Annotated in this window: 14 protein-coding genes; 6 read left to right on the forward strand and 8 right to left on the reverse strand. The window is 68.8% G+C overall.

Going from position 1 to position 13841, the window contains the following annotated elements:
* Positions 1-83: 83 nt before the first annotated feature.
* Positions 84-1583 carry a DNA recombination protein RmuC gene (gene rmuC / locus ACFU5G_RS13750; RefSeq protein WP_377245200.1) on the reverse strand — a complete coding sequence of 500 codons (1500 nt, stop codon included), beginning with the start codon at positions 1581-1583 and terminating at the stop codon, positions 84-86.
* Between the two features lie 209 nt (positions 1584-1792).
* On the opposite strand from rmuC, the gene ACFU5G_RS13755 reads away from it, so the two are divergent.
* Genes ACFU5G_RS13755 through ychF form a run of 4 tightly spaced genes read left to right on the forward strand, consistent with a single transcriptional unit; the run spans position 1793 to position 6132 of the window.
* The gene (locus tag ACFU5G_RS13755) at positions 1793-2623 is read left to right on the forward strand and encodes an ABC transporter ATP-binding protein (protein ID WP_377245203.1); all 831 of its coding nucleotides are present in this window, start codon (positions 1793-1795) and stop codon (positions 2621-2623) included.
* Positions 2605-4218: a hypothetical protein gene (locus ACFU5G_RS13760; RefSeq protein ID WP_377245206.1), complete on the forward strand. Its 1614-nt coding sequence runs from the start codon at positions 2605-2607 to the stop codon at positions 4216-4218. The genes ACFU5G_RS13755 and ACFU5G_RS13760 overlap by 19 nt, the downstream gene beginning before the upstream one ends.
* A gap of 40 nt (positions 4219-4258) precedes the next feature.
* Complete coding sequence (locus ACFU5G_RS13765; RefSeq protein WP_377245209.1) at positions 4259-5035, forward strand: DinB family protein; 777 nt, start codon at positions 4259-4261, stop codon at positions 5033-5035.
* Positions 5036-5046: 11 nt separating this feature from the next.
* Positions 5047-6132: a redox-regulated ATPase YchF gene (ychF, locus tag ACFU5G_RS13770; protein WP_182613997.1), complete on the forward strand. Its 1086-nt coding sequence runs from the start codon at positions 5047-5049 to the stop codon at positions 6130-6132.
* A 269-nt stretch (positions 6133-6401) separates the two neighbouring features.
* Here the strand turns inward: ychF and ACFU5G_RS13775 are convergent, their stop codons facing one another.
* Both ACFU5G_RS13775 and ACFU5G_RS13780 read right to left on the reverse strand, forming a co-directional pair.
* On the reverse strand, positions 6402-7400 hold the full coding sequence (locus tag ACFU5G_RS13775; RefSeq protein WP_377245212.1) for a hypothetical protein: 999 nt from the start codon (positions 7398-7400) through the stop codon (positions 6402-6404).
* A gap of 122 nt (positions 7401-7522) precedes the next feature.
* Entirely contained in the window at positions 7523-8578 is a 1056-nt protein-coding gene (locus ACFU5G_RS13780; protein ID WP_377245215.1) for a hypothetical protein, read from the reverse strand.
* 454 nt (positions 8579-9032) lie between these two features.
* Here ACFU5G_RS13780 and ACFU5G_RS13785 point away from each other — a divergent pair, with 454 nt between their 5' ends.
* The gene (locus tag ACFU5G_RS13785; protein ID WP_377245218.1) at positions 9033-9536 is read left to right on the forward strand and encodes an HAD domain-containing protein; all 504 of its coding nucleotides are present in this window, start codon (positions 9033-9035) and stop codon (positions 9534-9536) included.
* A gap of 77 nt (positions 9537-9613) precedes the next feature.
* Positions 9614-10657, forward strand: coding sequence for a hypothetical protein (locus ACFU5G_RS13790; RefSeq protein ID WP_377245221.1), 1044 nt, complete (start codon positions 9614-9616; stop codon positions 10655-10657).
* Position 10658: 1 nt separating this feature from the next.
* Here ACFU5G_RS13790 and ACFU5G_RS13795 read toward each other — a convergent pair whose 3' ends face one another.
* The 5 genes from ACFU5G_RS13795 to ACFU5G_RS13815 form a co-directional block, all read right to left on the reverse strand.
* The gene (locus ACFU5G_RS13795) at positions 10659-10961 is read right to left on the reverse strand and encodes a hypothetical protein (RefSeq protein WP_377245224.1); all 303 of its coding nucleotides are present in this window, start codon (positions 10959-10961) and stop codon (positions 10659-10661) included.
* A gap of 86 nt (positions 10962-11047) precedes the next feature.
* Positions 11048-12298: a methyltransferase, FxLD system gene (gene fxlM / locus ACFU5G_RS13800; RefSeq protein WP_377245227.1), complete on the reverse strand. Its 1251-nt coding sequence runs from the start codon at positions 12296-12298 to the stop codon at positions 11048-11050.
* Between the two features lie 152 nt (positions 12299-12450).
* On the reverse strand, positions 12451-13065 hold the full coding sequence (locus ACFU5G_RS13805) for a GNAT family N-acetyltransferase (protein WP_377245230.1): 615 nt from the start codon (positions 13063-13065) through the stop codon (positions 12451-12453).
* Positions 13066-13099: 34 nt separating this feature from the next.
* Positions 13100-13612, reverse strand: a complete 513-nt coding sequence (locus tag ACFU5G_RS13810; protein WP_377245233.1) for a hypothetical protein — start codon at positions 13610-13612, stop codon at positions 13100-13102.
* Entirely contained in the window at positions 13612-13809 is a 198-nt protein-coding gene (locus tag ACFU5G_RS13815) for a hypothetical protein (protein WP_377245236.1), read from the reverse strand. The genes ACFU5G_RS13810 and ACFU5G_RS13815 overlap by 1 nt, the downstream gene beginning before the upstream one ends.
* Positions 13810-13841: the final 32 nt, after the last annotated feature.

Here is a 13841-nt window from a genome sequence, read left to right on the forward strand (position 1 = left end):
CAACTCGAGTTGCCGACCTCCTGACGTTCTACCGACCACCCGGATCCGGCCGGGCCGCGCTTGCCGCGCCGGTCCGCCCGGGCTCAGCCCGCCGCGCTGTCCTTGGACTGGTTCTTGGCCGCCGCGTCCTCGACCGCTTCCAGTGCGCGCTTGTCGGTGACCGCCAGCTCGGTGACCTCCAGCGCCTGCACGAGGATGCCCTCGGCCTCCTGCTCCTGGGCCCGGTCGATCGCGACGATGCCGCCCTCCTCGGCGGCGAGCAGCTCGGGCTTCGTGATCGGCCGCGGCACCTCCTCGATGCCCCTGACCTCGTCGATGCCGTCCTTCTCGTCGACCACGTCGAGCTCGACCATGCGCCGGGCCGACGTGAGCACGTTGCGCTCCAGCGAGCCGATCATCTGGTTGTAGCTCTTCGTCGCCGACTCCAGCGCGCGGCCCGTCCGGGTGACGTGGCCGGTCATCGTGACCAGGCGGGCGTACAGCTCCTTGCCCACGCTGAGCACCTTCTGCGCGTTCTCGGCCAGGGCCTCCTGCCGCCAGGCGTAGGCCACGGTGCGCAGCAGGGCGAGCATCGTGGTGGGCGTCGCGATGATGACGTTCTTCTGCGCCGCGTACTCCAGCAGCTCCGGGGCGCGCTCCAGCGACGCCGACAGGAACGCCTCCGCGGGCACGAACATCACGACGAACTCGGGCGCAGGCTCGAACTGGTTCCAGTACTTCTTGCCCGCCAGGTCGTCCACGTGCTTGCGCATGTGCCGCACGTGCGCGTCGAGCCGCTGCTCGCGATACGCGGCGTCGTCGGACTGCTGAGCCTCCAGGAAGCCGAGGAACGCGACCTTGGCGTCCACGACGACGCGCTTGCCGCCGGCGAGGTTGATGACCATGTCCGGGCGGAGGATGCCGTCCTCCGTCGTGACCTGCGCCTGCTCGGTGAAGTCGACGCGGTTGATCATGCCCGCGGACTCCACGACCTTGCGGAGCTGCAGCTCGCCCCAGGCACCGCGGGTCTGCGACGAGCGCAGCGCCGTGACCAGGTCCGCCGTCCCGTTGCGGAGCTCGGCCGAGACCTCGGCGACGTTGCGCATCTGCTCGACCAGCGCGCCCTGCCCCTCGATCCGGGCCTTCTCGGCCTGCAGCACCTCGCCGCGCACCAGCTCGACCGCCTTGGTCAGCGGGTCCACCAGCGACTTCACGGCCTGCTCGCGCTGGGCCAGGGCCTGCTCGCCGGCCGACGCCGACCGCTTGAGCCGCTCCTCCGCGAGCTCCAGGAACCGCTTGCTGTTGGCGTCCAGCGCGTCGCCGGCGAGTGCCTGGAACTGCCGCCGCGCATGCTCCTGCTCGGTGCGGGCTGCCGCGATCTGCTCGGCGGCGCGCTCCCGGGCATCGGTGATCTGCTCGTCCGCGCGGTCCCGCGCGGCCTCCACCTGGCGCTCGGCGGACTCGACCTGCGCGCGCAGCCGCACGGCCTCGAGGTCCGCCTCGCGCACGGCGGACGTGCTGCGCTGGGCGTGCCCGAGCCACCCCAGCAGCGCGCCCACGACGAGGGCGCCGAGGGCCAGCAGAATCGTTGCGGCGATGTCCATGTGCGACAGGCTGCCACGAGTCACCGACACTCCCGTACGCCGACACCCCGCGCGTTCCCAATCGTCCCCGTATGCGGCAGCGGGCGGTCCGGCGTCGTCCCTGGTGGCGCCCTCGGCGGCGCCGTCCGTCCCGAGACGGACCAGCTATCACCCCCACTCATCCTCGCGTCGGATCCGGCGTGTCGGACGTCCCGGTTAGGTTGGGTGCCATGACGACCCCAGTCGACTCGAGCCCGCCGGGCAGCCCCGGCCCGCAGGGCGCCCCGGAGCCGCCCCCGTACGACCCCTCCGCGGCGCTCAGCGTGCGCGGCCTGTGGAAGCGGTTCGGGCAGAAGATCGCCGTCTCCGGCGTCAGCCTGGACGTGCCCGCCGGTTCGTTCTACGGCCTCGTCGGCCCCAACGGCGCGGGCAAGACCACCATGCTGTCGATGGCCACCGGACTGCTGCGCCCCGACTTCGGCACGGCCTGGGTCCACGGCGTCGACCTCTGGGCGCGCCCGGACGAGGCCAAGGCCACCCTCGGCGTGCTGCCCGACGGCGTCCGTCTGTTCGACCGCCTGACCGGACGCCAGCTCCTCACGTACGCGGGGATGCTGCGCGGGATGGACAAGGACACGGTCGTCGAGCGCACCGGCGACCTGCTGCAGGCCCTCGACCTGAGCGCCGACGCCGACACGTTCGTCGTCGACTACTCCGCGGGCATGACCAAGAAGATCGCGCTGGGCAGCGCCATGATCCACGCGCCCCGCACCCTGGTCCTGGACGAGCCGTTCGAGGCCGTGGACCCGGTCAGCGCCGCCAACATCCGCGACATCCTCAAGGACTACGTGGCCGGCGGCGGCACCGTGATCGTCTCCAGCCACGTGATGGACCTGGTGCAGCGCATGTGCGACCACGTCGCGGTCCTGGCCGGCGGCCAGGTGCTGGCCGCGGGCACGGTCGACGAGGTGCGCGGCGAGCAGAGCCTCGAGGACCGGTTCGTCGACCTCGTCGGCGGCCGCCAGCACGCGGAAGGGCTCTCATGGTTGCGCGGTTCCTGACCCTCAAGCTGACGCTGATGGGCAACACGTTCCGCAAGAGCGTGTGGCAGACGATCGGCATGATCGTCGCCGCGGTGTACGCCCTGAGCATCGTCGGCCTGGTGGTCGTCGCCGTGGTGGGGCTCGGCGTCTTCGAGGACCCGGCCTGGGCCGGCCTGGCGATCACCCTGGGCGGAGCCCTCACCGTCCTCGGGTGGTGGCTCATCCCCATCTTCGCCTTCGGCGTCGACGCCACGCTCGACCCGCACCGGTTCTCGACCTACGCCATCCCGCGCCGCACCCTCGTGGCCGGGCTCGCCGTGGCCGGCCTGGTCTCGGTGCCCGGCATCGCGACCGTCCTGACCGCTCTCGGCACGTCCTTCGCCTGGGTGCTGGAGCCGGGCACGCTCCTGGTGGCGCTCCTCGGCGCGGCGCTCGGCGTCGCGACCTGCATCCTCGGGTCCCGGGCGATCACCACCCTGCTCGCACCCGTGCTGGAGTCCCGGCGCTACCGCGAGGTCGTCACGCTCGTGGCGCTGGTGCTGGTGGTGTCGATCGGCCCGCTCATCGGCTGGCTCGCGAACGGTGCCGAGACGTCGATCGAGGCCAACCCGGGCAGCAGCACCGGCATGCAGCTCCTGCCCGTCTTCGAGCAGGCCGCCGGGGTCGTGGGGTGGACGCCCTTCGGCGCGGCCTGGTCGCTCGCGGGCACGGCGCACGACGGCGACTGGGCCGGCCTGGTCGGCCGGCTCGCCGTGGCGCTCGGCACCATCGTGCTGGCCTGGCTGGTCTGGGACCGGGCGCTGGCCCGGGCGCTGGAGCGCCCGCCCGTCGGCGACGGCGGCGGTGGCCGGGCCAAGGGCCTGGGCGCGTTCGGCCGGGTGCCGTTCTCGCCCACGTGGGCCGTGGCCGCTCGGACCGCGACCTACTGGCTGCGGGACCCGCGCTACTCCGGCTCGCTCGCGATCGTGCCGCTGCTGCCCGTGATCATGTATTTCTCCAGCCAGAGCACGGGCAACTACTTCCTGCTGCTGGCCACGGGCCCGTTCGTGGCCTGGATCCTCGGCTTCAGCATCTCCAACGACATCGCCTACGACAACACGGCGTTCGCCCTGCACGTCGCGTCCGGCGTCGACGGCAAGGCGGACCGCTGGGGCCGGGCCATCCCGATGCTCACGGTGGGGCCGCTGGTCAGCGCCGCGACGGTCATCGCGTCGGTGTGGGTGGCCGACTCGTGGCACCTCGCGCTGCCGCTGCTCGGGCTCGCGTTCGGGTTGCTGCTGGTCAGCACCGGGGTGTCGAGCGCGGCGTCCGCCCGGCTCGTCTACCCGGTGGCCAAGCCGGGGGAGAGCCCGCTCAAGTCCCCGCAGGGCGCGGCGATGGCCACGATGGTGTCCCAGGGCATCGGCTTCGTGATCACGGCCGGGCTGTCGGTGCCGGTGCTCGCGGTGGGCATCGCGGCCGTGGTCCTGGGCGGGGTGCCCTGGGGCGCGGCCACCCTCGTGGTCGGCGTCCTGTACGGCGCGCTGATCCTGGTGCTCGCGGTCCGGTTCGGTGCCCGCGTGTTCGACCGGCGGCTGCCGGAGCTGCTCCAGCAGGTGCAGTCGTTCCCGTAGGCCGGGCCGGGTGTCAGTGGCTCGGCGTAGCGTCGCCCGCATGAACCACGTCACAGGGCGCGTCGACCGGATGGGCCCCGCGAACCTCCGCGGGGCCCAGGTCCACGACGCCGACATGAGCGGCGCCTCGTTCCGCGAGGTCGTCCTGAACGGTGTGCGGATGCGCGGGGTGGAGCTGGCCGGTGCCGACCTCGACGGCTACATCTACGGTCTGCGGATCAACGGCGTCGAGGTGGAGCCGTTGGTCGAGGCCGAGCTGAACCGGCGGTACCCGGAGCGTGCACTGCTCCAGGACCGGTCGATCGCCGGCCTCCGCACGGCCCTGGACGCGTTCGAGACCATGTGGGAGGCCACCGTCGAGCGGGTGACCGCGATGCCGCCGGGCACGGTGGACGTCTCGGTCGACGACGAGTGGTCGTTCGCCCGGACCCTACGTCACCTGGTGTTCTGCACCGACGGCTGGCTGCGCTGGGGTGCGCAGGGCCGGCGCGACGACGTCTTCTGGCCCGCCGGCGTGCCGCACACCGCGTTCGACGCCGGGGCGCCGGCGCTCGGGATCGAGCTCGCCGCGGCGCCGTCGTACGACGAGGTGTTCGAGGTCCGCCGCGGTCGGCTGCGCGAGGTGCGGGAGTACCTGGCCGCCGTCACGCCCGAGCAGGCCGGGAGCCCGGCCGAGCCGCCGCCCTGGATGGACCAGTCCGAGGCCTTCGTCGCGGCGCAGTGCGTGTCGGTGATCCTCTCCGAGGAGTGGGAGCATCACCGGTTCGCGACCCGGGACCTGGACCTGATCGACGCGGCCGCCGCTCCGTCCACGTAAACTTGCGCGACGTGGCTCTCACTATCGGCATCGTCGGCCTGCCCAACGTCGGCAAGTCCACCCTCTTCAACGCTCTGACCCGCAACCAGGTGCTCGCGGCGAACTACCCGTTCGCCACGATCGAGCCCAACGTGGGCGTGGTCTCGCTGCCCGACGAGCGGCTGAACAAGCTGGCCGAGATCTTCGAGAGCCAGCGCACCCTGCCGGCCACGGTGTCGTTCGTCGACATCGCGGGCATCGTCAAGGGCGCCTCCGAGGGCGAGGGCCTCGGCAACAAGTTCCTCGCGAACATCCGCGAGGCCGACGCGATCTGCCAGGTCACGCGCGCCTTCGACGACCCCGACGTGGTGCGGGTCGACGGCTCGCTCGACGCCCCCGGCGACATCGAGACCATCTCCACCGAGCTCATCCTGGCCGACCTCCAGACCCTCGAGAAGGCACTGCCGAGGATGGAGAAGGAGGTCAAGATCAAGCGCGGCGACCCCGTCCTGTACGCGGCCGCGAAGAAGGCCCAGGAGATCCTCGACAGCGGCGTGACCCTGTACCAGGGCGCCAAGGACGCCGGTCTGGACCTCGCAGAGATCGCCAGCCTGCAGCTCATGACGGCCAAGCCGTTCATCTACGTCTTCAACACCGACGACGCCGGCCTGGCCGACACCGCCTCGCAGGAGGCGCTGCGCAAGGTCGTCGCGCCCGCGCAGGCCATCTTCCTCGACGCCAAGTTCGAGTCCGAGCTCGTCGAGCTGGAGCCCGACGAGGCCGCCGAGATGCTCGCGGAGACCGGCCAGGAGGAGTCCGGCCTGGACCAGCTCGCGCGCGTCGGCTTCGACACCCTCGGCCTGCAGACCTACCTCACCGCCGGCCCGAAGGAGTCGCGCGCCTGGACGATCCACCGGGGCTGGACGGCCCCGCAGGCCGCCGGCGTGATCCACACCGACTTCGAGCGCGGCTTCATCAAGGCCGAGGTCATCTCGTTCGACGACCTGGTCGAGACCGGCTCCGTGGCCGCGGCGAAGGCGGCGGGCAAGGCCCGCATCGAGGGCAAGGACTACGTGATGCAGGACGGCGACGTGGTGGAGTTCCGCTTCAACGTCTGAGCATCACCCGGGTTTCGGCCTGGTCCTCTGACCAGGCCGAATGCCGGTTGACAACCTACAGCCGCGAAAGCGTCGGACAGAGCGGCGAGGAGTCGACGATGACGCGACACGGCACAAGGCATTACCCACCGAAGCTCAGATCTGTTAGCACCATTGCTTGGTGTCCGTCGAAGGCGTTGGCGGGTGTCGCGAACTGGGCCCACGTCGCCTCATTGATGTGCGCACACCAGGGTGAGCGAGCTTGCACAGGCCGCTCGCGTGCCCTTCGATCATGTCCTCCGTCGTGGCCAGGCGAGGTCCGCCCTCGTCCAGCGTCGGCCAGCGATGGCAGGTGGCTCCTTGACTGCGGCCGATATCGCGTGGAACTGCGCGGACCAGCTCGATGGTGGCTCACCCAGAACCCGAAGCACGTCGGGGACGATTGCCGTCGGCTCTCGCCCGTCCAGCGGAAAGTGCAAGAACACCTGGTAGACGTTGTCGAGTGTCTGTAGCGCGACCCGGTAGGTCGACGGGTCGTCGTGGACCGGATAAGGAGATCGCAGCGTCAAGCCCTCGGCGCGCAGCCGTTCCTTGTCGCCGGCGGTGAGGATCTGGCGCCGGGCGGTGTCCTGCGGGCGTTCCCAGGAGTGGTCGGCGGCGACCTGGGCGACCGCGGCGTCGTACTGGTCGGCACGGAACGTCACGCCGTGGTCCATGGGCGTCTCATGCAGCCAGTCCCAGTGCACGGCGTCGCCTTGGCGCAGGATTCGGACCTGGGTGGCTCCGCACCCGTACTCGCCACATTCGCAGCGCGCGATCGGCACGACACGGGGTTCGGTGGACGCGACCAGCCGGTTCTCCGGAAAGAAAAGGCTGTCCGGCCCCATGCCGGCCCCAGCGGCACGGCTTGTCATCTCCACGTCGTCGACGAAGACCAGCACCTGGAAGTCGTCATGCACGTCGGCAGCCACTACCTCGAACCGGATCGTCTTGGCAGGCGTCCGCGGAACCACGGCGCCGTCGTCCGCCACGACATCCGAGGGCGCAATCCCACGTGGGCGCGGCAGCATTAGCTCTTGCAAAGCAGACTCGAGCAGCACACGCAGTTCCTCGGTATCCGCGTGAGCCGTGGCCCCGGCGAGCTCGCGAAGGGTAGGTGAGTCGACGCCCGAAACGAGGGCGTCCGTGGCGGCGTCGACCAGAAACGCATTGTCGACACCTCGATCGAGGGACCAGCGTGTCGCAGCCTCGTAGAGACGCTGCCGGGCGGACGGGTTGCGCGATGTCATCGCCGCCCATTCTGGACCACGATGTTCCGAGCCGGGATGGCCGTTTCACCCAGGCAGCGAGGTCCATACGATTGACGGCACGCCGCTGCATGTCGTGTGGTCCGTAGGGAAAGCAAGACAGCTCACAAGGGTCCAGGGCTGTGGCCGCGCAGCCGTTGTCGTGCCGCGTTCCTTACCCGCTTCGACCACCCATGCCCGGCAAGCTCTTCGAGTACGAGGTCGGACATCGCGTGCTCGACCAGCCTTCGTTGGCACCAGTCCGATGCATCCGCCAGGTCGTCGATGATCGAGCGCGGTTTCGCGGCAACCTCGCGAATGAGCGTCCACTCACGGAGTCGGCGTTCGGGGAATTCGCGTTGGTCCAGTGGTAGAAGGTCGACCCACTTTCGGCCCTCGTCGCCGTTCACGAACGCGAGTATCTCGACGACGACGTCCCGCGCAGGCATATCCCCGTCAGCCCCACGCCGACGAAGATGGTCACGAAGGTCAGGGTCCTCGACCTTCAGATAGATCTGCGCACCCGTTGGCAACCAGTCGATGTGCCGGGTCCGGAGCTGGTCACGCCGGTCGACCGTCTCGACGATGACGTCGGCGCCGCCGTCATACGGGGCATAGAGCCAGTCGAGCTGGTCATTGGTGAGGATCGCGCGGTCTTCGTCGTCGGCAATGCGTCGCAGGAGCGGGTCGAGGGCTTCTCGTGTTGGTGCGATCCGGTCGACGAAGGTGTACCAGCGGACTGGGTCACCTGCGGAATCGTCGCGGTCAAGAAATGTCTGCCACAGAGGTGTCGTCCGAGCCGCGAGGCGGAAGTCCTTGGAGGCAGAGAATCTTCCCCTCGCGTCAGCTCGCGTACGGATCAGCAGCAAGTCTCGTGCGGATCCGCCGTGCAACTCGCTGAGCACTTGATGGTGCCGGGCGAGGAGAATCTCGTACTCGTCGTCGGAGTCGGCGTAGCGTTTGGATCCTGGCAGGCTGTGGAACCGTACCCAGGTGCGGGACAGATCGTGCTTCAGCATCCAAGAGATCGGCAGAGCTCCCGACCATCGCCGTTCCCATGTCTCGGTGAGCCATGCCAGCGACGGTTCCGGCTTGGGAAGCCGGAACCCAAGTAAGCCAGCGGCGATCTCGTCGCACCGCACAGGGAACCGGGCCAGCGTCCAACGGAGTCCCGAGATCACGCGATCACCTTAATCACGGTCTCGATTCTGACGGCCAGGATTTCTTCGATCCGGCCGGCGAAGCCGACAGATAGGAGATAACAAGTCCTGTCGCCTAGCCATACAGCGGTCCCATGTGTAGTCCTATCCGTGCAGGTCAGGTACGCGGACCATGTCGACACTGCGCATCAAGAGAGAGCTCACGCCACCAATGTCTAGACGGGACTGCTGCACGTATCAGTGCAGGTCAGCTGCGCGCACCAACTCGCGGCGAGTACTGGTGCAGCAAGAATGCGTCGTGACCGCATCCCTGGTGCGCTACTGACGGGATGGTGCTTTGGGTTCGATGGGAAAGGTACGAGAGTCCGTGTTCCAGCGGGCTCGGACCAGACCCGGAGCGTGAGCCATGCAGGCGGTGTGGAAGGCAGACGGGTGCCGGCTGCCGACCACGTGCGCAGGCCGCTATCGTGCGGGCGTGACTGTTGCCCGCCCGCTGCTGTTCCTCGACGTCGACGGCACCTTGTTGCCGTTCGGCGGACCCGGGATGCTGCCTCAGCCTCGTGAAGGTAAGCCTAAGGACCTCGACGCGCCGCGTCCGGAGCTCGACTTCATCGATCCGGCGCTCGGTCCGCTTCTGCTCGGTCTGGGCTGCGACGTGGTGTGGGCGACGGCCTGGATGGGGGACGCGAACGACGTGATCGCGCCGCGGGCCGGGCTACCAGAGCTGACGGTCGCGGACCTGCCGCCTTATGGCGAGGGCGACCCGGACGGTCTGGGGTGGAAGACGCGCGCCCTGGTTCGGGTTGCGGCGGGCCGACAGTTCGTGTGGGTCGACGACGTCATCACGGAGATGGACCGTTGGTTCGTCGAGCTGGAGCATCCTGGGCCCGCGCTGCTGTTCCAGGTCGAACCGTCTGTCGGGCTGACGGCCGACGGCGTCGTCGAGATCGCGACATGGCTGCGAGGGCAGGAACCGTGACGGGTCGTGCTGCGCCGCCGACCGGATCCGTAGGTCCGACGGCTTCGCGGAGCTCACTGTTCGAGCACGCGGTCCGATTGCGCGACGAGAACCCGGACGCCCCGCTGCCGAGAGACGGCTACCCCTTTCCCGACGACGAGGCACACCGCAGGCGCAAGGTGCACCGTCCGAAGGATTCAATGCTCCTGGGGGCCGCAGCCGCGGACCTCCTCGGTGAGTTTCTCAGCGACCTGCACGACGATCTCGACGTGGTCGAGAAAGCCTTCCATGGTGTCGACGTTCCGATACACCAGAACGACCACCTCCGATCGGTCGCCTTGCGTGCGGATCCGGAGCTGGTGCGACGTAACGGGCGGTGGTTGGTCGAACACGCGCGTGATCGGTGCGCCGTAACGATCGGGCTGGTCCTTCTCGCCGCCCGGCCATCGGCCGACGACATCGAGGTCGTCAGGACGATCGGGCTGCTCTCCGACCAGTTCGCGCCGCTCGCAGCAATCATCCTGCGCAGCGTCCGAGGCGGTGGAGAGAACCTGCCCTGGTTGGCGGAGCGCTCGTCCGGGTGGGGCCGCGTGTACTACGTCGAGGCCATGTGCGAGTACACCGGTGGGTTCCGGGACTGGTTGCTGCGTCACGCCTGCGACGGTGAATTCCTCAACGCGTACTTCGCGGGCAAGGTCGCGCTCGCGGCAAGCCTCCACGAAGCGATCATTCGACCCGTGGTTGACGACGGGCTCGTCGATCACACCGGTCGCCTGCTCAGTGTGATGGCAGGTGCCAGTGGGATGGGTCTGGGTCTGTCGCGGTACCCGCCGGCGCCGATCGTGCTCACCGAGTACGCGCGCCACCTTGCTTCCCAGCAGCCTGCGGGCGCCCGGGTTCTGGTTGCCATAGCGCTCGCTCACGATGTCCGGTCGCGCGAGCCGGCACGGCTCGGATGCTCTGCGCAGGAGAAGGCCGCGATCCTGAGTTCCTTGGACGAGACCCTCGCAGAACCCGCGTGGCTCGAGGCAGCTTCCGAAGAACTGGTCCGGACGCCGTCGTGGGCGACGTGGGCCCAGGCAAACGACGTGCTTCCACCGGCGTTGATGAGGGAAAACAAGGTGCGCTGGTCGGACAGGTAGCTCACCGACGTGGGTATCGGATGATGGGCCAGCCATCTCCAGCCGGGTATTGGATGCTGTCTCGGCGGACGTACGCCGTGCGAACACGCGGACGTCCCACCGCGACGTAGCCCTTGTATGGGGGGATCCAGAACACAGAGCTTTCCCAGTTGGCACGCTCGTACAGGGAATCGAGAGTTCCGACGATCCAGCCGCGCAACCATGCGTCATCCAGTCCGAACAACTTCAGTGCGTCGTCGAAGCTGTCTGGTCCGTCTACGTCGCGCGGCGTGGCGCTGGCAACCGAGGCTGCGGTGGAGTCCATCGCAACATCGTCGCGACTTGCGCGTGGCCCGTCACGGAATCAGTAGGGCGAAGTCGCGCTGATAGCCCCGTCTCACGGAACCTTCATCATCCGGGTCCCGCCACAGGCCAGCTGATGGTGAGGATGCCGTGCGCGCGTGGCAGGACCGTTACGGACGCCGGGACCTCGCCGGGCTCGGTGCCGGTAGGCCACCACTGGAACAGCGGTTCGGTGCCGCGGTGATGAGCGCCAAAATGAGCGATCAGGTCCGCGAGCCGCGTGGTGAGGCGGGCCGCGTCGGGCCCCTTACCGATCGCACCGACCTCGAGCGTGGTCTCCGAGGCAACGCGGCGATGCAGCGCTGCGAACGACGCCCCATCGACCAGGGCCGGGTAGAACGACATGTCAGAGCCGCGGTCGGTCGCGTCCTCGGCCTCCATCGCGCACGCACCCGGCTGAACCAAGAGGTAGGTGAGCAGGTCGAGCCAGATGGTGCGGTTCTTGTAGATCACCCCAGACCAGGCCTCAACCGCGTCAGTCGCCAGGACGTTGTCCGACACCCCAAACTGCTCAGGGATCTCGTTGCCGGGGAACCTGAAGGTGACCGGCTTGCCTGACGGGCCTGTCAGCTGGGCAGAGGCGGGGTTGAACAGCCCCGCGCCCTGCAGCGGCACGAACCCGCCCGGCACGGTCGACTCCGAGACGAGTCGCCCGTCCTTCTTGCGGAAGCCGATGATGCGCTGGAGGCCCGGGGCGACCTGAAGGGGGACGACCAGGATCCCGTTGGGCGCGAGCTGTTCGACCCACGTCTCGGGCAGAGACCAGGGCGAGACGGTGACCATGATCCGGTCGAACACATCACGGCCGAGCGGTTCGGCCGCGTCGGCGGTGACGACCTCGACACGGTCGGTGAGGCCGAGCTGTGCGAGCCCGGTGCGTGTCCGGGAGGTGACTCCTTCGTCGATGTCGACGCTCACGACCTGTCCGGTGGGTCCGACGAGGTGGGCGAGCATTGCCGCGTTCGGGCCGCCGGACCCGATCTCCAGCACGCGCTGGCCGTCCTCGATCTGGGCCTGTGCCAGGTTGCCCGCGTGCATCGTTGGTGCGGACAGCGAGGACAGGGCCTTGCCGTCGTCGGCGAACCGCGTCCGCAGGGCGTCGTCGGTCGCGTACGACATCTCGGCCGGAGTGCCTGCAGGCGCGAATACCTCGCGCGGTACTGCACGGAACGCTGCCTCGATCTTCGGGTCCGAGAGCACGCCCGACTCGATGAGCTCCGCGATCATCCGCTCACGCAAGTCTTCGGGACTCACCGACGGGTCGGCCTCGATGCCGGTCTGCGCATCGGTCTGTGTCATGCGTTCCCCCTGTACGTTGACTGCTTGGGTTGATCGATTCGGAACAGCTGGCGGATCGACGAGGGTCCGTCGAGTGCGATCTCGGCACGCAGGTCGTCTGGGCGTCCCACAGCTCTCGGTTCAAGCGCTCAGAGCGGCCCGAGAAGTACCCGTCATAGGTGGGGTCGCTGGGTACCGAGGACGGCGGCTTCGACGAGTCGTGGTCCGCTGTACTCCTCGGGGATGGCGTCCATGATGACTTCGTCGGCGGGTTGGCCGAGCCAGGAGCCGGTGCGACGTCGGGTGCCGACGGTGCGAAAGCCGGCCTTCTCGTAGGCGCGGATGGCGGCGGTGTTGTTCGCCAGCACCTCGAGGTAGACGCAGCGCAGCGCGGTGACGTGGAAGGCCCAGTCCAGGGCCATCGTGGTGGCGATGGTGCCGGTGCCGTGCCCGCGGTGGTCGGGTTCGCCGATGTAGATGAAGAACTCGGCGGTGCGATAGCGGTCGTCTATCAGCAGGGACGTCATCCCGACGGGCGTCCAGGCGTCCTCGTGGTGGCGGTAGATGGTGAACCGGGTCTGGTCGGCGCTGCCTTCGAGCTGGGCTTCGAGGCCGGCGGTGCGTTCGGTGAGGGACTCTGGGGTCTGGCGGGCGTAGCCGGCCATCACCGGTAGCGAGTTCTCCCAACGCCAGTAGGTCTCGGCGAGGTCGGCGCGGAGCGGGCCGAGGCCGACGCCGTCGTGGGTCAGCCACAGATCCGGGGCGATCGTGTTGATGGTCGGCTCCAAGAAGTCGGGTGGTGCTTGCACGGCTTCGTCCTGCTCAGATGGACAAGAGCTGCGCCCAGGCGGCCGCGTTGGGCTCCATGCGTGTGACGTGCCTCCCACGCAGGAAGTGATCGGCGGCGGTGGCCTGCCGGTCCAGGTCGAAGTCCTGCTCCGGGAAGTGTTCGGAGAACCAACCTCCAACCTCGGTCCAGGAGTACAGGCTCCATGGCTCAGGGGAGACGGGGGAGGGGAATCCTCCCGGGCCACGCTTCCCGGTCGCCAGCAGGCGCGCAGACTCGCGGCTGCGTCCTGTGCGGGTGGCGATCTCCTTGATCGAGATCAGGTCGTCGGTCTGCAGTCCCACGACGAGCGCGCCGAACGCTTCGAGCTGCTGCACGGCCGAAATGACTGCTGTCGCGAAGTTCGCCGCGTCGATGACCACGTGCGCTAGTGGGACGGGTCCGCCGCCCTCCAAGCCCGTCACGGACGGCACGTTGCTCGCGATGGCTTCGGTCTGGGCGTCGTCGGGATCGCGTTCCAGAACTAGGGAGAACTCGTATTCCGTCATCACACGTGCTTCCTGTGCTGTTCGACGAATTTGCGGATCAGCCGCGCGCCGTTCTCGGGGTTGCGGCCGGTGGAGAACACCTTGACGTGTGCTCCGCACGAGCACTCGATATGACCCCAGGTATGGCCGCTCAGCTCGCGCACGGTGAAGCCGGCCCGTCGTGCCTCGTCGACTGCTTTACGGACTTCCTTGTGCATGGCCATCATCCCCGGGCTGTTGGCAGTGTGCA

This window comes from Promicromonospora sp. NPDC057488 (assembly GCF_042802395.1).
GTDB lineage: Bacteria > Actinomycetota > Actinomycetes > Actinomycetales > Cellulomonadaceae > Promicromonospora.

Coding starts and splice junctions, on each gene's coding strand:
- rmuC (WP_377245200.1), bottom strand. CDS start 1,583: ATGGACATCGCCGCAACGATTCTGCTGGCCCTCGGCGCCCTCGTCGTG.
- ACFU5G_RS13755 (WP_377245203.1), top strand. CDS start 1,793: ATGACGACCCCAGTCGACTCGAGCCCGCCGGGCAGCCCCGGCCCGCAG.
- ACFU5G_RS13760 (WP_377245206.1), top strand. CDS start 2,605: ATGGTTGCGCGGTTCCTGACCCTCAAGCTGACGCTGATGGGCAACACG.
- ACFU5G_RS13765 (WP_377245209.1), top strand. CDS start 4,259: ATGAACCACGTCACAGGGCGCGTCGACCGGATGGGCCCCGCGAACCTC.
- ACFU5G_RS13775 (WP_377245212.1), bottom strand. CDS start 7,400: ATGACATCGCGCAACCCGTCCGCCCGGCAGCGTCTCTACGAGGCTGCG.
- ACFU5G_RS13795 (WP_377245224.1), bottom strand. CDS start 10,961: ATGGACTCCACCGCAGCCTCGGTTGCCAGCGCCACGCCGCGCGACGTA.
- fxlM (WP_377245227.1), bottom strand. CDS start 12,298: ATGACACAGACCGATGCGCAGACCGGCATCGAGGCCGACCCGTCGGTG.
- ACFU5G_RS13810 (WP_377245233.1), bottom strand. CDS start 13,612: ATGACGGAATACGAGTTCTCCCTAGTTCTGGAACGCGATCCCGACGAC.
- ACFU5G_RS13815 (WP_377245236.1), bottom strand. CDS start 13,809: ATGCACAAGGAAGTCCGTAAAGCAGTCGACGAGGCACGACGGGCCGGC.